The following is a 21509-nucleotide window of genomic DNA, read 5'->3' as shown; positions in this document are numbered from 1 at the left end:
CTCGGTGGTTCGAGGGGGAGACCCGACATGTCCAGAATCGGTGAGTCGATTGGCGGCGCCATCGCCGCGCGAGTGCAGCAGGCGCTGACCCCGCAGGTGCGCCCCACCCCGCCGCCCCCGGCGGCGCCGGTCGCGCGGCGTCCCGCGGATACGTTCGAGTCCGCTCCGGCCGCCCGGCGGGGAGGCCCCGCGCTGGGGACGCCCGCGCCCGCGGCCACGCCCACCCCGGTGGGCACGTCCGGCACGGCGGTGCAGACGAACGGCGCCACGGTGGCGGACTACCAGGTGGGTCCTCCCCGGCGTCCGGACATCCACCACGACAACGGCTTCCTGCAGAACCCCAACGACCCCAACGACCCGAACCCCATCCCCACGGAGAGCCCGGGCCTGGGTGACTACGCGGCGCGGGCGGAGTGGGAGCTGAAGCTCAACGCCGCGCGCGCCGTCCAGGGCATCCCGGGCGTGCCGCACAACGACATCCCGGACGGCCTGGACACGTACGACCACTTCCTGCACGGCAACGGGGCGGACCGGCACTTCGACTACGAGCGCTTCGTCAGCACGGACCCCGCCGGCCAGGCGGTGCTCACCAACTCCACGCGCGACACGCAGCAGGCGGCGGAGGCGACCTACAACCAGATGATCGCCCAGGACCCGTCGCTCGCGGGCAAGCCGGTGACGTTCCAGATCACCGGCTCGCAGATTGGCGTGGGCTCCAGCGAGCAGTTCCCCTACCCGGAGACGGAGAACTGGCAGAAGGCGATTGGCGGCCACTCCGTCTGGAACAGCGCGACGGTGACGGTCTATCCGCCGGAGACGCCGGGCGGAAAGCCCCGCTTCGAGATGGACATGACGCTCCACGCGGAGGACCGCTACAACTTCAACCCGGGCCAGGCGGACATCAACACCGGCACGCCGGACGCGGCCAACGGCCGGCTGGAGCAGACGGGCCTGGGGCACCAGTACACCAACTACGGCACGCTCCAGCGGCACGTGACGTGGGACCAGGGGAGCCCCGAGAATGCGACGTCGCGTCCCATCGGTGGCCGTTAGGCGCACGCTGGCTACCACCCTGCTGACAGGGTGTGTTTCGCTGGCCTGCGACAAGCCCTCAGGGGGGAGTGCAACCATGACGACACAGACGGCCGCGCCTGCGGCGAAGACGGGAACGGACCTGGAGACGCTGGAGAAGACCGTGACGCTGCCGCGCCGCCCCCAGGCGGTGCAGTGGCGCCAGTCTCCGCGCGGCATCCCCGGCGGGCTGGGCCCCACGGACACGCAGCTCCTCGCGGTGCTGGAGTACCCGGCCGCGGAGGCCCAGGCGCTCCAGGCCGCGCTGAAGCCCACGCGGCTGACGGTGAAGGTGGAGGACGGCGGGTGGCTGCCGGCGGCCACCAAGGAGGCGCTGAAGGGCGCCACCGCCTACGACGCGGCGCCCTTCTTCAAGGGCTCGCTGCGCCAGGGCACCGTGTTCCAGCTTCCCCAGTCGAGCACCTTCGTGCTGGTGCTCTTCAGCAGCTAGCCTGTCCGCGCAGGAAGGCAGGAGGGACCCGGCCGCGAACGCTCGCGTCCGGGCCCTTCTGCGTCCAGGGGCTACGGCGTGCCTTCGGGCCGGTTCTTCTTCTGGGGCGTGGCCCCCGTGTGTCGGACGTTGCGCTGCGGGCCGGACCTGTTCCCCGCGCCGCTCTCCGGGCTGTTGATGATGCCGCTGGCGAGCAGGAAGGCGTTGAGGCGCAGTTGCATGAAGTTGTGCTCCACCTTCGGCGGCTGCTGCATGCGCAGGGTGCGGTCCTCCCCCTGCTGGTGCCTGGGCCACTCCGTCGCGGGCGCGGGCGCTCCGGCGCGGGCGAACTGGAGCAGCCAGCCGCTCACCTGGCGTGAGTACGCGCGGTCCTCGTCGGTGAGCACGTCCTGGGTGGGCGGGCAGCGGGCCACCGTGTCCAGGAAGTACGGGATGTCCGCGCCGTGTGGGACGCCGTCGGGGAACTCCGGGCGCAGCCCGGTGGCGGTGTACTCGAAGTAGAAGCGCCACGCGTCGGAGACCTTGTGGTGCAGGTCCGCGATCTGCCGGGGGATGAGCGTGAAGACGATGTCGCGGCACACCTGCCGCGCCAGCTCCTCGTCCGGCGTCACGCCCGGGTAGAGCAGGCCGATGGGCACGTTGTTGTCCCGGAGCGCCTGGAGGATCTCCATGGGGTCGCGCCCCATGGCCTCCATCACGCTCACGTCGTCGCTGGTGCTGCCCAGGATGAGCGGCACGCGCGCCTGCTGCTGCGCCTTGAACGTGGACAGGATGGACTGGGGCAGCACCTTGTCGCCGCACACCGCCACCGGCGCCAGCGAGTGCTCCGGCGGCTGCTGCCAGAAGGACTCCGCGGGCAACTGGCGCAGGCGCTCCGGCGTCGCGTCGCCGTCCGCCACGCCCATGCCGCGGATCAGCGCCTCGCCCCTGGCCCGCGCCTTCTCCAGCGGCATCTCGTCCAGGCCGTACACGCTCATCGCCACGCCCCGGTGGAACAGGGGCTTCGCGGCCTCCATGCAGAAGAGGGACAGCACGCTCTTGGCGCCCGCGGACTGGCCGACGAGGGTGACGTTGCCCGCGTCCCCGCCGAACTTCGCGATGTTGCGGTTCACCCACTGGAGCGCGGCGACCTGGTCCAACAGGCCGAAGTTGGCCGCGCCGCCGCCCGGCTCCTTCAGGAGCGCCGGGTGGGCCAGGAAGCCCAGGTGGCCCAGGCGGTAGTTGAGCGTGACGAGGATGGCGTCCCGGGACGCCAGGGGCACGCCGTCGTACGGGGGCAGGCCGCTGGCGCCAATCACATACGCGCCGCCGTGGATCCACACGATGACGGGCAGCTTCGCCTGGGGGTCCACGCGAGGCGTCCAGACGTTGAGGTAGAGGCAGTCCTCGCCCATCGGGTACGGGTCGCCGCCGCCGCCCGCGATGCAGCCCTCACGCGACTGGAGCGAGGACTTGCCGAACGTGGACGCCTGCCGCAGGTGCTTCCAGGGAATGACCGGAGCGGGAGGACGCCACCGCAGCGCGCCCACGGGAGGCTGGGCGTAGGGGATGCCCTTGAAGGCATACACCCCTTCCTCGACGACGCCTTGGAGCTGTCCTTCGACGGTGCTGACGACGGGAGCCGACTGCTGGACCATGTTTGGAACCCCCCACGAGGCCCGGCGCCAGGGCCGGGCCGGTGCGAAGTAGAGGGTCCGCCCATGCAAGTCAATGCATGGGCCTTCAAAGACAATCACCCGTCCGCCAGCCGACGCGGGCCCCGACTCCGGAGCATCAGGGCAATGCCATACCGAGTTCCCGCAGGACGACCCGGGCGATGGCGTCGTAGTCCCCGTCGAAGTGGTGTCCGCCCTTGAGCAGCACGGCGCGGGCGCCGGGCACGCCGGACAGCGTGGGACAGAGGCTGTCGGACAGCTCCTCGTCACCGTAGACGCAGAGCACCGGGGTCCCCTTCAGCGCCCGCACGTCCGGGAGCACCGCGGCCGTGGGCCGGCCCTTGCCGCCGAAGATGTCCGTGACGTGCACCTCGAACTCCGCCTCCTTGCCGGGCGCGAGCAGCACGGCCAGCCGCACGCGCCCGCGCAGGTCCTCCGGCAGGCGCGCGGCGATGGCCGGCACCACGTCCGCGCCGCGCGAGTAGCCCAGCAACACCACGCGCTGCTTGCCCCACGCGGCCAGGAAGTGGCGCAGCGCGCGGGCCACGTCCGCGGACGTCTCCTCCGGCGTGCGGCGCTTCCAGAAGTAGCGCAGCGAGTTGAAGCCCACGACGGGGATGCCCCGCGCGGCGAGCGACTCGGAGACCGACTGGTCCAGGCTGGCCCAGCCGCCATCGCCGGTGACGAAGAGCGCCAGCGTGTCGCCCGGGAGCTCCGGCGTGGCGGGGACCTCCACCAGCGGCAGCCCCTCCACCGACGTGTCCCCGGAGAGCCCCGGGGTGCCCGCGTCCGGCGCCGGCAGCGACTCCGAGGGGAGCGGCGCGGCGGCGGCGTCATGCGCGGCCAGCAGCGCCCCCCGCCACGTGTCCACCGGCATGCGGTCCAGCCCCGGCCCCGGCACCGTCAGCACGCGGGCCGTCGTCAGGGCGCGGGTGAAGTCGTGCGCCGCCTTCACCGGATGGGCCGGATCCTTCTCCGCGCCGAGCAGCACCCACGGCTGCTTCAGCGCCCGCGCGGGTGAGAGCCGCTCCCGTCTGCCTTTGTCCGCGCGCGAGCGCACGAGCCCCGCGCCCGGGCAGAAGGCCGCGGACGTCGTCAGCTCCGGCGTGAAGTCCACGCTCACCGCGCCCCGGAACGTGCCCGGCGGCGCCTGGGCCAGCGCCGCGTAGGCCAGCGCCGCGCCCGTGCCGTCCCCCACGAGGACGGGGTGCAGGTACTCGGGCAGCTCCGCGTGCCGCTGGTAGCCCTGGCTCAGGACCTCCAGGTCGCCCGCCGGATACGCGCACCGGGTGCCCTTCTCCAGGGCCCGCAGGTAGGCACCGGCGTCCACCCCGAGCACCAGCGCGCCGTGCGACGCCAGCGCCAGGGACAGCTCCAGCGCCCTGCCCTGCTCCGCGGGCCCATCCGCCAGCAGGAGCACCACCGTCCCGGGCCTCCCCGGGGGCGTCACCACCGTCACGTGGCCCAGGCGGCCTCCGGGGTGCAGCGTCTCCACGCGCGGCGCCACCGGAGGCTGGGGCTCGGAGACCGCCACCGGGGCCGGCGCGACGGAGGGCGCCGCGCACGTGCGCGCCCCCAGGACGAGCGCCAGCGCCAGCACGGCCCCGACGCCGAACCACGTGGCGCGCTTCCTCATCTCGCCACCACCCCGCCCAGCCCGCGCGACACCAGCGAGGCCACGCCCGCGAGCACGCCCGGCAGCGCGAGCCCGCCCGGTGAGGCCAGGTAGCGCGGCGCCCAGTCCGGACGGAACTTCTCCTTGTACTGGCGCAGCCCCTGGAAGTTGTAGAAGTGCTCGCCGTGCCGGAACAGGAGCGCGCCCAGCCGGTTCCACATGGGCGCGAGCGCGCGCGCCTCGAAGCCGCTGAAGGGCGCCATGCCCAGGTTGAAGCGCTGGAAGCCCTGCTGGCGGCCCCACAGCATCAGCGACGTGAAGAGGAAGTCCATGGCCCCGTGGGGGCTGCCCGGCTGGTAGCGCATGAGGTCCACGCTCAGCTCCTCCTTCGTGTCCGGCGCCCACACGTTGGCGAAGCCCATGAGCACGCCGCTCTTGCGCACCAGCGCCACCGGCCCCTGCTCCAGGTAGCGCGGGGAGAACCAGCCCAGGCTGAAGCCCTTCTCCCGCGTGTGCTTCTCCGCGAGCCACGCGTCGGAGATGGCCCGCAGTTGGGGCAGCAGCTCCGGCACGGCCTCGCGCGGCTGGACCTCGAAGGCCCAGCCCTCGCGCTCCATGTGGCGCATGCCGTGGCGCAGGCCCTTGCGCTCCGGCCCCTCCAGGCTGAAGTGCTGGAGCGGCACGGTGGCCTCCTCGCCCAGCTTGAGCAGCGTGAGGCCCATGTCCAGGTAGCGCGGCAGCGCGCCCGGCCCCACCTGGTAGAAGCACGCCCAGCCATGGTGCCGGTCCGCCAGCTCGCGGAAGCGCCACGCCAGCTCCGTCGCCGCGTCCGGCGGCCCCACCGGGTCGCCCATGGACACCCACGCACGCCCCGACACGCCGTACATGAGGAACGCGGTGCCCGTGTCGTTGAGCAGCAGGGACTTGTCCCCCACCAGCGCCAGCGAGGCCATGGACTCCGGTGCGCTCGCCACCAGGGGGCGCACCCGCCGCAGCTCCTCCGGCGTCGGCGGGTGCGTGCGCGGAACGGCCGGGCTCAGGAGCGCGGCCAGCCCCGCCACGACCGTCGCCCCCAGCACGCCCACGCTGGCGCGCAGGAAGCGCGGCGCGTCGCCGGAGAAGGCGAAGTGCCACCAGAGGTCGTTGCGGTACTCCACGTGCCGGTAGGAGAAGAAGCCCAGCCACACCGACGCGCCCACCACCGCCGCCGTGGCCAGGAACCACCCGGGGCTGAAGGCCTCCGCGAACAGCGACGTGTGCCGGTAGAACTGCTGATGGAACGGGGCCAGCGCCAGGGCCAGGACGAGCAGCAGCGTGGCCTCCTCGTAGTCCACGCCCTTCACCAGGGAGAACACCGCGCCCGCCACCAGCAGCACCTGCGTCAGCACATAGGCCGCGTCCAGGCGCCGCTGGAGCCCGCGCGCGAGCAGGAGCAGCGACAGGCCCACCAGGCTGCCCAGCAGGTGTGACACCTCCAGAAGCGGCAGCGGCACCAGCCGGCGGAGCAGCGCCAGCCGCTCGGCGACGGCCGGCGTCGCGCCGGAGAACAGCAGCACCGTGCCCGCCACGAACGCCCCGGCCGACGCGGCCCACGGCACCACCGGCGCGAACGAGCTGTGCACCACCTTCGCCAGCCGCGTGAGGTGGTGACGGCGCTGGAGCAGCTCATGCCCCGCGAGCAGCAGCGCCGCCACCGTGAAGGGCAGCAGGTAGTAGACGAACCGGTACACGAGCAGCACGCCCACGACCCGTGGCGTGGGCACGTGGGGCGTGAGCGCGGAGAGCATCACCGTCTCGAAGACGCCCAGGCCCGCGGGCACCTGGCTGGCGATGCCCGCCAACTGCGCCAGCGCGAACAGCGCCGTGAGCGACGGCAGCGACACGCTGTCCGGCGGCAGCAGCACCCAGAGCACCGCCGCCGCCAGCACCCAGTCCCCGCACGACACCACCAGTTGCGCCAGCGCCCGCGCGGGCGTGGGCAGCGTCCACTCCAGGCCGCGGATCCGCAGCGGCTTGCGCACGGTGGCGCACGCCACGAAGTACCCCACGAGCAGCAGCCCCAGCGCGGCGCCCACGCCGTGCGCCACGGACGTGGACAGGGACAGCACCCCGCCCCCGCCCTCCACCAGCAACGACGCGCCCGTGACGGCGGCCAGGCCCAGCCAGAAGGTGAGCGCGTTGAACGCGGACACGCGCGCGACGTCCAGCGCGGTGAGCCCCCACGCGGAATACAGCCGGTAGCGCACCGAGCCGCCGCTCAGGAACGACGCGCCCAGGTTGTGTCCGAAGGCGTAACCCACGAACGACGTGAGCCCCACGCGCGGATAGGGAATCCGGTGCCCCGCGTGCCCCAGCGCCAGCACGTCGTACAGCGTGAGCGCCAGGTAGTTCACGACCGTCACGGCCAGGGCCAGGAGGATGCGCCTCGACGACACGGACGCGAGCCCCGCGGCCACGTCCTCGCGGCGGAAATGCGACAGCTCGCGGTGCAGCACATACGCCGCCACGCACAGCAGCAGCAGCGGCAGCGCCGTCGTGAGGACTCTCTGGAGCTTCGACATGCCGGCTCTCCCCTGACCGGGAAGACTCAGCATCCGGCATGCCATGCGTCGCGCCGAGGAGACGCGGGGGCAGTCCTCCGCCCGAAATGCCCCAGCCGAGGCACTTCGCCCCACCCGCGCGGGAGGGCCGGACAGGCGCCGTGCCTCCCTGGCGCACGGGGACACGCCGGAGTCTGGGATGCGCTCCGGGGCTGACTGTCATTGGGCGCCGGCTCTTGTGTTGAAAAAACGCATGAGACCCCGGTCCAGGCAGCCCGGTTCTTCACTCCGCGCATTGTCACAGCCGAAGCCATGCCGGGCCCTCGCTGGCCTGCCCCCTCCGGAATTCGCGGCTCCCGCCCAGAGGGGAGCTGAACCCTCGGGGTAGGAGCCGGAGACAGGACCGACAGCGTGGCGACCCCAAGAACAATTTCATGTTTTACAACTTTGTCTGGACATATTCGTCCACGTCGTGGACGGCGCGTGAAACGCGGAGGCCGCAGGCACGGCGGGGAGGCATCAGGGACCCATTTTACTTTTGACCCCCTCGCGCTGGAGCATGTGTCTCGAATGCGTCGCTTCCGCGTCTTCGCTCTCGCCCCCCAGCTCCAGCTCACGCTCTTCCGCGGCCCCCGGAAGACCCTCTCCCCGCGGTTCGCGGCGGTGGGGACCGTGCTGCTGATGCTCCTCGCGTTCGCACCCGCTGCCCACGCGGAGGCCCCGGGGAGCCCGGCGGCCAGGCCCGCGCTCGACGGGTGGCGCTACCGCTGGGGGGACTCGCCGCTGGGGCCTGACGGCGTGCCCGCGTGGGCGACGGAGCCGGAGGACGCTGCGGGCTGGCAGGCCATGACCGCGCTCCAGGAGCCGCCGGGCCGGGGGGCGAACACCTTCCTCTGGCTGAGCATCCCCGTGCCCCAGGGCCCGTGGCTGGAGCCCGCCCTCTTCCTGGGCAACGTCGCCAACGCCTTCGAGGTCTACGCCCAGGGCCAGCGCGTCCACGTGAGCGGCACGCTGGCCCCTGACGGCCAGGAGCGCATGGAGAACATGGGCTGGAACCTGGTGCCGCTGCCGCCCGCGTCAATGGGCCATCGCGTGCTCCTGCGCATCCAGGCCCATGGGCCCGCCATCGGCGTCACGCGCGACGCGAAGGTGGGCTCGCGTCTGGAGCTGCTCGCGGAGATGACGCGCATGGGGCTGGCGCCCTTCGTCATGGGGACGCTGCTGCTCGGCATTGGCGTGGTGTCGCTGTGCGCCGCGATCCTTCGCCGCCAGTGGCGGATGCTCGCCGCCCTGACGGTGTTCTCCGCGGGCTCGGGCGCGCTGCTGCTCGGCTCCAGCGGCCTGTTCGTGGCGCTCTGGGGCAAGCCGGCCACCGGCAGCGTGCTGACCCTGCTGGGCTCGTACGCCATCCTGCCCGGTCTGGCGTGGTTCATCTCCGATACCGTGGGCACGGACAAGCTGCGCTGGTTCCGCCGGGGCGCGGCGGTCGTCACCGTGCCGGCCATCCTCCAGGCGGTCCTCGTGGTCGTGGACCTGGGCTCCGCGTGGCGGCTGCTGTCCGTCTTCATCCTCTACTCGCTGCCCGGGCTGCTGGTGTGCGTGGGGGTCGCGGTGGTGGAGGCCTGGAAGGGCAACAAGGACGCGCGCATCTTCGTCGCGGGCCTGGGCATCCTCACCATCGTGCTGCTGCTGAGCACCCTGCCGATGCTGGGCGTGATGGAGGCCACCGACAGCCAGGTGCACTGGGGCTTCTTCGCGCTCACACTGTCGCTGGTGGCCATCGTGGCGCGGCGCTCCGCGGAGGTGGTGCGCTCGCTGGCGGAGTACACGCACCAACTGGACGCGCGCCGCAAGGACGTGCGCCTGCTGGCCGAGGGCATGGGCCGCGGCGCGGACGAGCTCGCCGCCGTCGTGCAGCAGTTGCACACCTCCAGCGAGGAGCAGACCGTGGGCATCAGCCGCCAGGCCTCCGCGCTGCGTGAGCTGGAGCAGACGGTGGAGGAGATCCGCCAGGGCTCGCACCTGACGGCGGACAAGGCGCGAGTGCTCGCGGCGTCCGCGGAGAGCGCGGAGGCGGTGGGGCGCGAGGGCGGCGCCGCCCTGGAGCGCACGCTGACGGACCTGGCCGCCATCCGCACGGAGGTGTCGGGGATGGCGTCGCGCATCCTGGCGCTCGACGAGCGCACCCGCGAGGTGTCCAGCATCGTCGACGACGTGAAGACGCTGGCGGACCAGTCCAACATGCTGGCCATCAACGCCGCCATCGAGGCGGTGCGCAACGGCGACAGCGGCAAGGGCTTTGGCGTGGTGGCCAAGGAGATGCGCCGGCTGGCGGACCAGTCCATCCGCGCCACGGAGCGCATCCGCGACGTGCTCGACGGCGTGAGCATGAGCATGCGCGAGGCCGCGCAGATGAGCGAGCAGGGCGAGGCGCGCGTGCAGGTGAGCCTGGACGCGGTCCGCAGCTCCGGCGCGCAGTTGCAGAAGCTGACGAACATCATCGGCGACACCACGGGCAGCGTGCGGCAGATCACCCAGGCCGTGGCGCAGCAGGACTCGGGCACGCACCAGATTGCCCAGGCCATCCAGGAGCTGTCCGGCCAGATGCAGCGCACGCTCCAGGCCGTGGAGGAGACGCGCACCGTCACCCAGTCCGTGCAGACGCTGGCGGAGGTCATGTCGGGCGCCGCGAGCAAGGCGCTCCGCTCCGGCACGCTGGACGACCAGCAGAAGCCCGCGGCGGCGTGAAGCCCGGGGCCGGCCCGGCTACACTCCGGGCATGGTACCCCTGACCGACCACTCCGGGCTGTCCCCCGAGCGGAGAGCCGCCCTGGAGCGGCAGCTCGCGCCGCTCACGCTGATCCAGGACGTGGTCCGCTGGGGCTTCGCGAGCACCCCGCCGCGCGACGTGGCCGCGGTGGTGGTCCAGGACGAGTTCACCCACGACGTGGTGCTGCCCTGGGAGGAGACGCGCTACCTCGTCTTCGACACCACCTGACTGGGCGGCGTGACTTCGGTCTCCGTGTGGGACCGCTGCCCTACCGCGGATGAGCTGCTGGACGCGCGGCTGCGCGCCGGCTGGACGCCCACGCCGACGAGCACCGTCGACGGGGACGTCGTGCTGGGCCACGCCGCGTGCCGGGTGCCGTCCCGGGCCGCGCGCTGACGTCCTGGCGACACTCCCCGCGGGCGATGCGTGGAGAACGCGACGTCCGGGGCACGCGGGCGAGCAGGCGCTGACGAAACCATGACGTGCGGGAAGTACGAGCACCGCCATGGAAGAGAGTTTGAAGCCCCGGTTGCGAGGCCTGTCCCACGTCATCGCGTTCGTGGCGGCGCTGGTGGGCTGCGTGTGGCTGGCGCGGCTGCCGGTGCACGGCGCGCAGTACGTGGCGAACCTGGTGTTCGGCGGCAGCCTGGTGCTGATGTTCGGGGTGAGCGGCGGCTATCACTGGCCCACCTGGAGCGCGGCGACGTACCAGCGGATCCGCCGGTTCGACCACGCGGCCATCTTCATCCTCATCGCGGGGAGCTTCACGCCGCTGGCGACGCTGGACGCCATGGGGGGCCTGAGCCAGCGGCTGCTCTGGGTGATGTGGGGCGCGGCGCTGACGGGCGCCACGCTGACGCTCGCGGGCATCTCCGCGTCGCGGGGCCTGCGCTCGGGGCTCTACGTGGCGCTGGGCTGCGTGGCGGCCCCGGTGTTCTGGAACCTGCCCGGGGTGATGGGCCAGGGCCGCGTGGGCTGGCTCTTCTTCGGAGCGGCGCTCTACGCCGTGGGCGCGGTGGTGTACGCGCGCCGCTGGCCGGACCCCATCCCCCACGTGTTCGGCTACCACGAGGTGTTCCACGTCATGGTCGTCGCCGCGGCCGCCACGCACTACGCTGTGCTGCTGGACTTCGTGGGGCGGTAGGCGCGCCTCGCGTTCGAGGTGAGGCCGTGGCCATGCGTTCGCGCGCGTGCATCGCAATCCTGCTGTTCATTTCGGGCTGTGCCTCGACAGCGCCCATCAAGCAGGAGCCCGCGGCCCGCGGCCAACGGATGGCCAACCTCCAGCGAGCGGCGGCGCTGCCCTGGAAAGACAGCGGGCGGTGTGTCGTTCGTGAAGCCACTTGCCTGCGGCTATGACTTCATCATTGGCGTCAGCACTGGAGCGCATCGACTCGCGCTCATCACGCGAGACTCCTCTTTCAATATCGTAGTCACCGGCTGCCAAAGATGTCTGCCCAAGGCTCCCTCGTTCTCAATATTTTTGCACCTGCGCTTGAGGGTGCCTACAGCCGCACGCTCGCGACAGTCCACGGTTTGGAACGAGCGTTGCCCGGACTGCGCCTTGAATGGACAGTGACGGAGAAGCGGCAGGTCGCTGCCGTGCCACAGCGCGATGCCTGGCTGACCAAGGAAGCGACGCGTGGCGAGTTCCCTTTTATATGTAACGGGGACGAGCGCTATCCAGTCATGATTTCCGGGCACACCCGCTCCTGGCATGCAAGCCCTGGCGGCCAGTCGCAGCTCCAAGTCCATGCGAATCTGCCCCTGGACACGGCTGTTATCGCGACAGCAAGAGATGTGCTTGGCGCCATGGCAGAGGGTGCATGCGCATTCTGGGGGCAAGCGACGCCACACGGGGCCGCAGTGGACATCGCGTATCAGACAGCCCCCACCCGAGGAGGACCGCCGTCCCCTCGCCGGGGGCTGCCCGCCCTGAAGCTCTTCCATCACATCCGCTCGCCCGAAATCCCCTACTACCTCGGGTGGCTGAACTACTGGTCGGATGCCGCCGCACGAGCCATCGGGTTCCCTGACCCTGCTCGCGACTCCGAATTGCTCTCACGGTCCCGGCGCACGGCGACGGGGTGGCTCGTCCAACTCACCGAGGCCCCCCTCGACCTGGACGACCCCGCCCACCTGGAGGCGCTCAAGCGGGCCTACGAACGCTTCCCTGAGATTGGCGGGCGCGGCGTGGCGTAATCCGAGCGCATCAGGGATTGCCGCGCCCCATGGCGGGATGGATCCTCCGACTGAGGAGCAACCACCATGGCCGACCCCACGCTCACCACCCAGTGCTGCATCGCGGGCGGAGGCCCGGCGGGCATGATGCTGGGGGTCCTGCTCGCCCGGGCCGGCGTGGAGGTGACGGTGCTGGAGAAGCACGCGGACTTCCTCCGCGACTTCCGGGGCGACACGATCCACCCGTCCACGCTGGAGCTGATGCACGAGCTGGGCTGGCTGGACGAGCTGCTCGCCCTCCCCCACTCGAAGCTCCAGGACCTGCGCTTCCAGATTGGCGAGCACGTCATCACCGTGGGGGACTTCCGCCACCTCCCCACGCACGCGCGCTACCTGGCCTTCATGCCGCAGTGGGACCTGCTGGACTTCATCGCGCGCAAGGCCGCCATGTACCCGTCCTTCCAGTTGCTCCGCCGCACGGAAGCAATGGACCTCGTGCGCGACCACGGCCAGGTCGTCGGGGTCCGTGCGCGCACGCCCGAGGGCCCGCTGGAGGTGCGCGCGTCGCTGGTGGTGGCGGCGGACGGCCGGAAGTCCACGCTGCGTCAGCAGTCCGGCCTGGAGGTCCAGAATCTGGGCGCCCCCATGGACGTGCTCTGGTTCCGGGTGACGCGCAGGCCTGACGATCCCAACCCGCCCCTGGGCCACTTCGGCCGCGGAGAGTTCTTCCTCCTCATCAACCGGGGTGACCAGTGGCAGTGCGGCCGGGTCATCCCCAAGGACGGCATCGCGGCGGTCCAGGCGCGCGGCCTGGAGTCCTTCCGCGCCGAGTTCGTGAAGCAGGCGCCGTTCCTCGCCGACCGCGCGGGTGAAATCCAAGGCTGGGACGACGTGAAGCTGCTGACCGTGCGAGTGGATCGGCTCCGCACCTGGTACCAGCCCGGCCTGTTGTGCATTGGCGACGCCGCGCACGCGATGTCACCCGTGGGCGGCGTGGGCATCAACCTGGCGGTACAGGATGCCGTGGCCGCCGCCAACCTGCTCGCGGGCCCCCTGCTCGCCCGGCACGTCACGACCGAGGACCTGCGCCGCGTCCAGCAGCGCCGCGAGCTCCCCACCCGCCTCACCCAACGCGCGCAGGTGCTCATCCAGAACCGCGTGGTGGCCCCCGCGCTCCGCGAGCAGGCGCTCAACCGCGGCCGGCTGCCCCTGCCACTCCAGATGCTGCGGCGCATCCCCGCGCTGCGCCGCATCCCCGCGCGACTGGTGGGACTGGGCGTCCGTCCCGAGCACATCCACACGCTGGCCGCTCCACCCCTTCACTGAGGACCGCCGGACCGCCGGTTCCTCCGCTCCGGCTCCAGGCACGGTTGTCCCGGCGCATCCCGGCCCAAAGCTTCGCGGGGAGTGCCTGACGCCCGCGCAGCACCCTCCTGTGCGTCAGGCCAGGAGGAACCATGGCGAGTTCACGAACGACGGCCCTGCGGGAAGTCCGCTCCCAGGCAGCCGAGGCCCGGGAGGAGCTCCGGGCGGGCCAATGGAAGCTGACCGCGTCGGTGGTGGTCGCGGGAACGATGATGTCCGTCGGGATGAAGCGCCGCTCGCTCGGGGGCACGGCGGTGGCCCTGGCCGGCGGAGCCCTGCTCTACCAGGGCCTGCAGTCCCAGCGGCGTGCGCTCTCCGAGGTCGCCCGGAAGGTCCGCCGCGCATTGACAGGCGAGGACGCGCGGCCCCCACAGCTCATCGAGGTGGAGCACACGCTCACGGTGGGACGTCCGGTGGAGGAGCTCTACCGCCTGTGGCGTGAGCCCTCCACGCTGAGCCGCCTGATGGAGCGCTTCGCCGAGGTCACGCCCACCGCCGGAGATGGCCGGCACTGGCGGATCCACGGGCCGCTGGGGCGCGAGGTGAGCTGGGATTCGCGGCTCGTGGAGGAACGCCCGCCCGAGTTCCACAGTTGGGAGTCCACGGAGGACAGCCCGATGAAGACGCGCGGGTGGGCGCGCTTCCGGCCCGCGGCGGAGAACGAGGGCACGGAGGTGACGTTGCACCTGGCCTTCTCGCCCCCGGGAGGCGTGCTGGGCGAGGCGCTGGCGAAGCGGATGCGCGGCGTCCCCGCCATGCAGGTGACGAAGGTGCTGCGCAGCTTCAAGAGCCTGGCGGAGACCGGGGAGATTCCCTCGGAGGACGCGCCGAAGGGCTACGCGTTCCTCAAGCAGAAGGTGGATGGCTACATGCGGAACGTGTTCACTTCTTGAGCAGCAGTCCTCCACCCTTCCCACAACTCAACACCCGCGCGAGGGGCGGGACACGCCGTCATCGCGGGTCCGCGAAGGGGCTCATAGAGGAGAGGACATGCCCCTCATCCTCCGAGCCTCCTTCCGCGTGGGCGCCGCGCTCCTGCTGACGAGCTGCGCGCACCGCTCCACCTCCGACACCGCGCCCGCGCTGCCCGCGCTCGCCCCCGGCTTCAAGGAGCAGCGCTACAGCACGGTCGTCGGCTGGCCGGAGGGCAAGCGCCCCACGGCCCCGGAGGGCTTCGAGGTGACGCGCTACGCGGACGGCCTGCGCAACCCGCGCTGGACCTACGTGCTGCCCAACGGCGACGTCCTGGTGGCGGAGGCCAGCAACACGCTGTGGAAGGTGACCGCGAAGCGCTGAGAGGCAGTGCCTGGCAGCCGGTGCAGACCGGCCGGATGCCCTGCCACTGACCGCAGCCGTTGTCGCCGCAGCACGTCTGGTAGAGCGTGCCGCCGCGGCCGTAGGAGCCATTCGGCCAACTGCCGTCGCCGCCCACCTCGCGACACGCGCCGCAGGACTCCGACCAGATGACCTGATCCGCCACGTATTCGCCCATGGCACAGTCGGGCGTCCTGCCAATGCCCTGCTCCACCTGCGCGGCCTCACCGGCCGGCTGCGACACGTCCTGCTCCGAGGCCGGGCCGCAGGCGGAGAGGAGGCCCACGGAGAAGGTCGCCAAAACCAAACCACGGACAATGTTTCACATGCTGGAAGCTCCAGGTGACGGAGGCGGAAATGCCTCGCGTCCCGCAGTCCGGCAGCATGCGATATCCTGCGCGACCGGGACGTTTGACTTTGACCTCGCTGTTCCTTTCCCGCCCTGGTGCCCGCGATGACACGCTTTCGTCCGCTGACAGTGTTCCCTTTCCTGGCGCGGTGGAGTCTATGTCTCGCCATGGTCACGACGGCTGGCGCCTGCCGCTCCGAGAGCAAGGCTGAAGCGCCGGAGCCGCACGTGGAGCTGCATGGTGTGGGGGGCGTCGAAGGCGTGGATGCCGCGTATGACCGCTCCCGCCAGCCCGCCCGGTTCATCACCGCGTTGGGGCTCTCCCCGGGGCAACGGGTCGCGGACGTCGGTGCGGGCCTGGGGTACTTCACGCAGCGGCTCGCGGAGGCGGTGGGCCCCACGGGCCAGGTGGTGGCCACCGACATCAACGAAGAAGCCATCCGGCAGCTCCGCGCGCGGGTGCTCGGACGCAAGAACATCGAGGTGCGCAAGGTGGCCCCGGACGCGCCGGGGCTCGAAGCGGGCGCGTACGATTTGATCCTCCTCTCGGAGGTGGATCACTTCTTCGGTGACCGGGTGGACTACCTCACCCGGCTGCGTCCCGCGCTCACGCCGCAGGGGCGCATCGCGGTGACACACCTGAGGGCCATGCGTCCCCCGCTCGCCGCCGCCGCGCAGGCCGCGGGCTACGTCATCGTCTCCGAGCACAACGACCTGCCGGACCACTACCTGCTCTTCCTGCGGCCCGCGGTGAGTCCCTGACGGCGGCCCCAACCGTCCAGAACCCAGGCCTCCGCGCGCGCGAGCGTCCACTCCCCGGCAGTCACCGGCCCCCGTCCGCCGACAGGGCCGCCGCGCCCCGGTGAGCGCCCTACCCTTCCGCCGCGCGAACGCAACGGACGCGGCATGGGGCCGCGCCGCGCATGGGGAGACAGGACGCCATGGGCATCAGCAAGGGCAGTGCGCAGTGGAACGGCGGGTTCAAGGACGGCAAGGGCGCGATGAAGCCCGGTCACGCCGCGGAGGTCCCCTTCTCGCTCGGCACCCGCTTCGAGGGACAGCAGGGCAGCAACCCGGAGGAGCTCATCGGCGCGGCGCTCTCCGGCTGCTTCTCCATGGCCCTGTCGGTGGGGCTGGAGAAGGCGGGCCTGAAGCCCACGCGCATCCAGACGAACGCGGACGTGCACCTGGACAAGCAGGGTGACGGCTTCGCCATCACCACCATCGACCTCACCACCGAGGCCACCATCCCCGGCGCCAACGACGCCCAGTTCCAGAAGATCGCCGAGGAGACCAAGAAGGGCTGCCCCGTCTCCAAGGCGCTCGGGGGCGTGAACATCACGCTGAAGGCGAAGCTCGCGACCTGACGGGCCTCGCGCCGGCCTTCAACCGCCGGCGCACGCGTCCCGGCACTCCTGCCGGCACGCGACGACCTCCGGGGTGTTGCCCACGCAGGTCGCGTAGCACTGGCTCAGGCACGGCGTGAGCTCATGCTCCGCCGTGCCGGGCTCGTCGTCCCCGGCCGGGTCCTTCGCGTCCCCCGGCGGGTCATCCCCGGGAGGGGTGTCCACCGGAGGAGCGTCCGCGGGGCCACAGGCCGCCAGCAGCCAGCCCGCCGTGGCCAGCGCCATCATCCAATTGCGCCGCATGCGCCACTCCTTCGCGCTGGACGGAGAAGGCTTCACTCTAACCGCGAAAGCCGTGGAAGAATCCGCGCCCGTGGCCGATTCGCCCAACAGGAGGTCTTCTGCGCAGGTGGGTGAGACGGACGATGTCACGGACGCGGTTCGGCGCGCGACGAGGGGGGAGTCGTCCGCCTTCAGCGAGCTGTACCGTCGCACCCGCCCTCTGGTAGCCCGGCTGGTCGCGGGTTTCGGCACACTGGATCCCGACGAGGCGGAGGACGTCCTCCAGGAGTCCTACGTGCGGGCGTTCCGGGGGTTGGCCCAACTGAAGTCGGTGGGGGCCTTCACCCCGTGGTTGTTGACCATCGCGCGCAACCGGGCGCGCACGCGGCTGGAGCGCCGCAGCCTGCTCCAGCGGATGGAGGAGGAGCTGGCGGATCCGACGCCGGAGACAGTGCCGGCCCTACCGCCCACGCTCCAGGTGGAGCGGGACATCGAGGTGGTGCGGCAGCTCATCGCGGAGCTGCCCGAAGGCGAGGAGAAGAAGACCGTGCAGCTCTTCTACATCGAGGGTCAGCTCTCCGCGCGGGAGATCGCCGAGCAGCTCGGCGTGGGCAAGAGCACGGTCACCATGCGGCTGGAGCGGTTTCGCGGGCGCATCAAGCGCGAGCTCCTCCAGCGGGTGCTCGCCGGACGGTGGGATTGAAGCCATGAGACACCTGGACGCCACCGCGATGGCCGAGCTCGCCAGGCGCGACCCCGCCACGGTCGCCTGGTTCCGTGAGCACCTGGCCTCGCCCTGCGAGGCCTGTGAGACGTTCCTCGCCACACACTCGGACGCGCTCGACGGGCGGACGGACGCGCTGCTCCTGGCGCTCGCGCCCGAGCGCAAGGCCGAAGCCGAGGTCATCCCGCTGCGCTCCGCGCCCCGCGCCCGCCGCTTCGCCCCGCCGCCCGGACGGTACTGGGGCTGGATGGCCGGCGCGCTCGCCGCCTCCGTGCTGATGGTGGTGCTGGTGCCGCTGGTGAAGGGGCCCCGGGGCGTCAGCGAGTGGAACGGCCAGAAGGGCCCGGGCCGCATCTCCCTGGAGCTGGCCGTGGTCGCGCGGAGCACCGACGGGGCGCTGCGCCGGCTGGACTCCGGCGGGGACGTCACCCGCGACGAGGTGCTGCTCCTGCGCTACCACGCCACGGAGTCCGGCGTCGCGTTGCTCTACCAGCAGCGGGAGGAGCAGGCGCCGGAGCTGCTTGGCCGCTTCCCCCTGACCGCGGGCACCCACGACCTGGAGGGGCCTGACGGGCTCGCGGGCGTGAGCCTGGAGTCGGACGAAGGCCGGCTGTCGCTGGCGCTGGTGGCCTTCGCCCCCGGTGAGCCCGCCTCGGAGCAGGACGCACTCGCCGCGCTCGCCGCGGACGGAAGCCCGGATGCACGCCCGGGAACCGTGGTGAGGTTCGACGTGCGGGTCCAATCCGGTCAAACTCTGGCCCCGTGAGGCGCCTCCTTCCCCTGCTGCTCGTCCTCCTCTCCGCGTGCGCGGGCCCTTCCGCCACGGCCGGAGACAAGGGTGGGCTCGTGCCGCTGCGGCTCGACGCCGCGGACCTGTCGCGCGCGTACACGCCCCGGCGGCTCGCGCTGCTCGTGGGCGTGTCCTCCTTCGATGATCCGCAGTGGCGCTCCCTGCGCTTCTCCGCCAAGGACGCCAGCGACCTGGCGGCGGCGCTGACGGACCCCGCGCGAGGCCACTTCGACCAGGTGCGCGTCCTCACGCGCCCGGAGGAGACGACCCGCGACGCCATCCTCGCGGCGCTGCGCCAGCTTCGGCGCGAAGCCACCCGGCCCGACGACGTGGTGATGGTGTACCTGTCCGCGCACGGCACGCTCGCGCGCGACGGCCGGGGCGAGCTCACGCGCTACCTCGTCACCCGCGACGCGTCCTACCGCGCCATCCCGCAGACGGCGCTCTCCATGGACGCGCTGAAGGCGGAGTTCGAACAACTGCCCAGCCGGCGGCGGCTGCTGGTGCTGGCCACCTGCCACAGCGGCAGCGGCAAGTCGCTGCTGCCGCGCGAGCTGGAGGTGGAGCTCGCGGGCATCAAGTCCGGCTTCTACGCGCGCCCCCTGGAGGAGTCGTCCCGCGCCTCCATGGTGTTCGCCGCCAGCGACTGGGGCGAGACGGCGCGCGAGGACGAGGGCCTGCGCAACGACATCTACACGTACTTCCTCATCGAGGGCCTGGGCGGGCTCGCGGACCGCAACGCGGACGGCGCCGTCACCGCCACGGAGGCGCACGACTACGCGCGCCGCCGCACCTTCGCCTTCACGGAGGGCCGCCAGCGCCCGTCCGCGGAGATCATGGAGGTGGGCGCGGATCCGGTCATCCTCGCCGGCCGCATCGACCGCACGGGCCAGCCGGAGCTCTTCTCCTACAACCCGCGCCTGGACGGCTTCCTGCTCAAGGTGGACGGCGAGCCGCGCCTGGAGCTGCCCGGAGGCGCCGCGGTGGGGCCGGGCCGGCGCACCGTGGAGCTCACCAAGGGAGACGCCGTCCTCGTGCGGCGCGAGGTGGACGTGGCCCGGGGCGAGCGCCTGCCGCTGGAGCGCCTGCTGTCGGACGCCATCCCGCGCCGCGCGCTGTCGCTCGTGGGCGGGATGATGTCCTTCGCGGATGGCAGGAGCCGGCGCGAGCTGCTGCCCGCCGCGCCCCAGGTGGGCGTGGTGCTGCGGCTGGAGGACCTGCCGCTCCAGGACCTGGGTCTGATGCTGGACATGGGGCTGGGACACGGGCGCGAGAAGCTCCAGATGGCGCCCGGCAGCGAGGTGCCCTTCCGCTACACCACGCTCACGCTGGGCGCGGCGGTGCCGTACCTGTGGCGCTGGGAGCGGCTGACGCTATTCGCCGGCCCGCGTGTGGCCGCGCTGTACCTGGGCAGGTCTTTCGCCGTGGAGGCCTTTTCAGGAGGCCAGCGCTACTTCACCGTCAGCCCCGGTGTCGTCGGCGGACTGGCGTGGCGCCTGGGGGAGCGGCTGGAGCTCACCGTCCAGGGCCAGGGGATGCTGACGTACGTGGTGGTGGACGGGCAGGGACAGGCCGTGGGCTTCATCGGCGGAAACGCCGGCGTGGGGTACCGCTTCTGATGCGTCGCCAATCCCTGCTGCTGACCCTGTCGTCGCTCGGCCTGGGCCTGGGCCTGGGCGCGTGCGGAGGCCTGGACAACGAGCCCTTCCGCGCGGGCACCGTGCAAGGCCGGCTCACGGAGTTCGACCCCGCCGTCGCGCTGGTGTCCGTGCTGGGCGCGCCCGGCGTGCGCGGCGGCGTGGACGCGCAAGGCCGCTTCACGCTGGAGGACGTGCCCGCGGGCCCGGTGGAGCTCTTCGTCCTGGCCACCTACGACAAGGCCGCGCGGGTGCCGCTCACCGTGCAGGGCGGCCAGTCCGTGGACGTCGCGGACGTCTCGCCGCGCACCGCCGGGAGCTTCCTCGTGAAGCTGCTCGCCCGGGGCCGCCTGCTGGTGACAGAGGCGAAGGCCGTCGTGGACGGCACCCCCATCGAAGCGTCGGGGCTCAACGACAGGGCCCCCCGGCGCCTGGGGCCGCTGCCGGAGGGCTGCTATGGCGTCAGCGTCTCCGCGCCCGGCTTCATCGCCACGAGCCTCCAGGGCTGTGTGGAAGCCGGCAAGCAGACGGCGCTGACCGTGGAGCTCGTCCCGGAACCCGGGTACGCCGGGCAGGGCTGCGCGCGCACGGGCTGTGCCGCTGACAGCCATTGCGCGTTGGAGGGCGGCTGCGTGGAATGCCTCGAAAACAGCCACTGCGCGTCGTCACAGGCCTGCAATGGCTTCCGCTGTGAAGAGAGCTTTCCGTAAAGCCACACATATCCGGACCGTCCGTCTCCTCACACTTCGCCGCCCGTCTGAAGCTGTGGCCACTCCGGGAGCATCCGGGTCTTCCTGACAACGAGGCACTCCGCTCTCCAAGCGGCCCCCCACCGCCTCGTGTCACAGGAGGATGACCATGCGTATCCCGACCGCTCGCTCTTCCGCGAAATGGATGATGTTGTGCGCGACGCTGCTGTCCCTTGGCTGCGGCGGCCCCACGGAGTCGGAGGATCCGTCGCTCGTCACGGGCGATGACAACCTGGGGGGTGCGCCCGGCGAGGCGCTCGCGGATGGCGGCACGTCGCCCGGAGGCCAAGGCGGCTTCACCCTCTGCCACATTCCGCCCGGCAACCCCGCCAACGCGCACACCATCAAGGTCGGCGTGCCCGCGGTGCCCGCGCACCTGCGCCACGGCGACACGGTGGGCCCCTGCGGCGACGAAGGTGAGCCGCCCACGGATGGCGGCACCAGCGAGCCGGACGGTGGCACGTCGGACGGTGGCTCGGGCGGCGGCATCGACGCCGGTCCCCAGTGCATCCCCGAAGGCAACGAGTGCTCCGTCGAAGTGGGCGAGAGCTGCTGCGATTCGCTGTCGTGCACGGAAGGCCGTTGCTGGCCGGTCATCGGCTGACAAACGCCGTGGCCGGTCCGGATGCGGGAGGGTCTCCTCCCGCGTTCTTCCCTGATTCCAACAAAG

Annotated in this window: 22 protein-coding genes; 18 read left to right on the top strand and 4 right to left on the bottom strand. The window is 71.9% G+C overall.

Annotated features, from left to right (window positions below):
* Window positions 1–27 precede the first annotated feature (27 nt).
* Together K8556_RS23995 and K8556_RS23990 are read left to right on the top strand one after the other, a co-directional pair.
* On the top strand, window positions 28–1053 hold the full coding sequence (locus K8556_RS23995; RefSeq protein ID WP_223742403.1) for a hypothetical protein: 1026 nt from the start codon (window positions 28–30) through the stop codon (window positions 1051–1053).
* A 76-nt stretch (window positions 1054–1129) separates the two neighbouring features.
* A complete protein-coding gene (locus tag K8556_RS23990) occupies window positions 1130–1522 on the top strand; it encodes a hypothetical protein (RefSeq protein ID WP_223742402.1) in 393 nt (130 codons plus the stop codon).
* Between the two features lie 71 nt (window positions 1523–1593).
* On the opposite strand, the gene K8556_RS23985 is transcribed toward K8556_RS23990, so the two are convergent.
* The 3 genes from K8556_RS23985 to mprF form a co-directional block, all read right to left on the bottom strand.
* Entirely contained in the window at window positions 1594–3159 is a 1566-nt protein-coding gene (locus K8556_RS23985) for a carboxylesterase/lipase family protein (protein WP_223742401.1), read from the bottom strand.
* A gap of 136 nt (window positions 3160–3295) precedes the next feature.
* Complete coding sequence (locus K8556_RS23980; protein ID WP_223742400.1) at window positions 3296–4813, bottom strand: virulence factor family protein; 1518 nt, start codon at window positions 4811–4813, stop codon at window positions 3296–3298.
* Complete coding sequence (mprF, locus tag K8556_RS23975) at window positions 4810–7353, bottom strand: bifunctional lysylphosphatidylglycerol flippase/synthetase MprF (protein ID WP_223742399.1); 2544 nt, start codon at window positions 7351–7353, stop codon at window positions 4810–4812. The genes K8556_RS23980 and mprF overlap by 4 nt, the downstream gene beginning before the upstream one ends.
* A 549-nt stretch (window positions 7354–7902) precedes the next feature.
* Between mprF and K8556_RS23970 the strand changes: the two genes are divergently transcribed.
* From K8556_RS23970 to K8556_RS23920, 11 genes are all read left to right on the top strand, one after another.
* On the top strand, window positions 7903–10080 hold the full coding sequence (locus tag K8556_RS23970) for a methyl-accepting chemotaxis protein (protein WP_223742398.1): 2178 nt from the start codon (window positions 7903–7905) through the stop codon (window positions 10078–10080).
* 31 nt (window positions 10081–10111) lie between these two features.
* Window positions 10112–10330 carry a hypothetical protein gene (locus K8556_RS23965; RefSeq protein WP_223742397.1) on the top strand — a complete coding sequence of 73 codons (219 nt, stop codon included), beginning with the start codon at window positions 10112–10114 and terminating at the stop codon, window positions 10328–10330.
* Window positions 10331–10339: 9 nt separating this feature from the next.
* Entirely contained in the window at window positions 10340–10498 is a 159-nt protein-coding gene (locus tag K8556_RS23960) for a hypothetical protein (RefSeq protein ID WP_223742396.1), read from the top strand.
* Window positions 10499–10607: 109 nt separating this feature from the next.
* On the top strand, window positions 10608–11246 hold the full coding sequence (locus K8556_RS23955; protein WP_223742395.1) for a hemolysin III family protein: 639 nt from the start codon (window positions 10608–10610) through the stop codon (window positions 11244–11246).
* Window positions 11247–11264: 18 nt separating this feature from the next.
* Window positions 11265–11681: a DUF6310 domain-containing protein gene (locus K8556_RS39840; RefSeq protein WP_370639960.1), complete on the top strand. Its 417-nt coding sequence runs from the start codon at window positions 11265–11267 to the stop codon at window positions 11679–11681.
* A complete protein-coding gene (locus K8556_RS23945) occupies window positions 11582–12304 on the top strand; it encodes a DUF5953 family protein (protein WP_223742441.1) in 723 nt (240 codons plus the stop codon). The genes K8556_RS39840 and K8556_RS23945 overlap by 100 nt, the downstream gene beginning before the upstream one ends.
* A gap of 66 nt (window positions 12305–12370) precedes the next feature.
* Window positions 12371–13609: an FAD-dependent oxidoreductase gene (locus tag K8556_RS23940; protein WP_223742394.1), complete on the top strand. Its 1239-nt coding sequence runs from the start codon at window positions 12371–12373 to the stop codon at window positions 13607–13609.
* A 131-nt stretch (window positions 13610–13740) separates the two neighbouring features.
* On the top strand, window positions 13741–14541 hold the full coding sequence (locus tag K8556_RS23935) for an SRPBCC family protein (RefSeq protein WP_223742393.1): 801 nt from the start codon (window positions 13741–13743) through the stop codon (window positions 14539–14541).
* Between the two features lie 97 nt (window positions 14542–14638).
* Window positions 14639–14944 (top strand): hypothetical protein, encoded by a 306-nt coding sequence (locus K8556_RS23930; protein WP_370639959.1) that lies wholly within the window; start codon window positions 14639–14641, stop codon window positions 14942–14944.
* 535 nt (window positions 14945–15479) lie between these two features.
* The gene (locus tag K8556_RS23925; RefSeq protein WP_223742392.1) at window positions 15480–16073 is read left to right on the top strand and encodes a class I SAM-dependent methyltransferase; all 594 of its coding nucleotides are present in this window, start codon (window positions 15480–15482) and stop codon (window positions 16071–16073) included.
* Window positions 16074–16252: 179 nt separating this feature from the next.
* Window positions 16253–16678, top strand: a complete 426-nt coding sequence (locus K8556_RS23920; RefSeq protein WP_223742391.1) for an OsmC family protein — start codon at window positions 16253–16255, stop codon at window positions 16676–16678.
* 18 nt (window positions 16679–16696) lie between these two features.
* On the opposite strand, the gene K8556_RS23915 is transcribed toward K8556_RS23920, so the two are convergent.
* The gene (locus K8556_RS23915) at window positions 16697–16960 is read right to left on the bottom strand and encodes a hypothetical protein (RefSeq protein ID WP_223742390.1); all 264 of its coding nucleotides are present in this window, start codon (window positions 16958–16960) and stop codon (window positions 16697–16699) included.
* A 106-nt stretch (window positions 16961–17066) separates the two neighbouring features.
* Here K8556_RS23915 and K8556_RS23910 point away from each other — a divergent pair, with 106 nt between their 5' ends.
* The 5 genes from K8556_RS23910 to K8556_RS23890 all read left to right on the top strand — a co-directional run bounded on the left by K8556_RS23910 (window position 17067) and on the right by K8556_RS23890 (window position 21443).
* Window positions 17067–17642: an RNA polymerase sigma factor gene (locus K8556_RS23910; protein ID WP_223742389.1), complete on the top strand. Its 576-nt coding sequence runs from the start codon at window positions 17067–17069 to the stop codon at window positions 17640–17642.
* Between the two features lie 4 nt (window positions 17643–17646).
* Window positions 17647–18429: a hypothetical protein gene (locus K8556_RS23905; protein WP_223742388.1), complete on the top strand. Its 783-nt coding sequence runs from the start codon at window positions 17647–17649 to the stop codon at window positions 18427–18429.
* Entirely contained in the window at window positions 18426–20072 is a 1647-nt protein-coding gene (locus K8556_RS23900) for a caspase family protein (RefSeq protein ID WP_223742387.1), read from the top strand. Before K8556_RS23905 ends, K8556_RS23900 begins: the two co-directional genes overlap by 4 nt.
* Window positions 20072–20800 (top strand): carboxypeptidase-like regulatory domain-containing protein, encoded by a 729-nt coding sequence (locus K8556_RS23895; RefSeq protein WP_223742386.1) that lies wholly within the window; start codon window positions 20072–20074, stop codon window positions 20798–20800. Before K8556_RS23900 ends, K8556_RS23895 begins: the two co-directional genes overlap by 1 nt.
* Window positions 20801–20948: 148 nt before the next feature.
* A complete protein-coding gene (locus K8556_RS23890; RefSeq protein WP_223742385.1) occupies window positions 20949–21443 on the top strand; it encodes a hypothetical protein in 495 nt (164 codons plus the stop codon).
* The last annotated feature ends 66 nt before the right edge of the window (window positions 21444–21509 follow it).

Source organism: Corallococcus sp. AS-1-12 (assembly GCF_020036995.1).
Classification (GTDB): Bacteria; Myxococcota; Myxococcia; order Myxococcales; family Myxococcaceae; genus Corallococcus.
The sequence above is the reverse complement of the archived record's forward strand: the minus strand, read 5'-3'. Positions and strand labels throughout refer to the sequence as shown.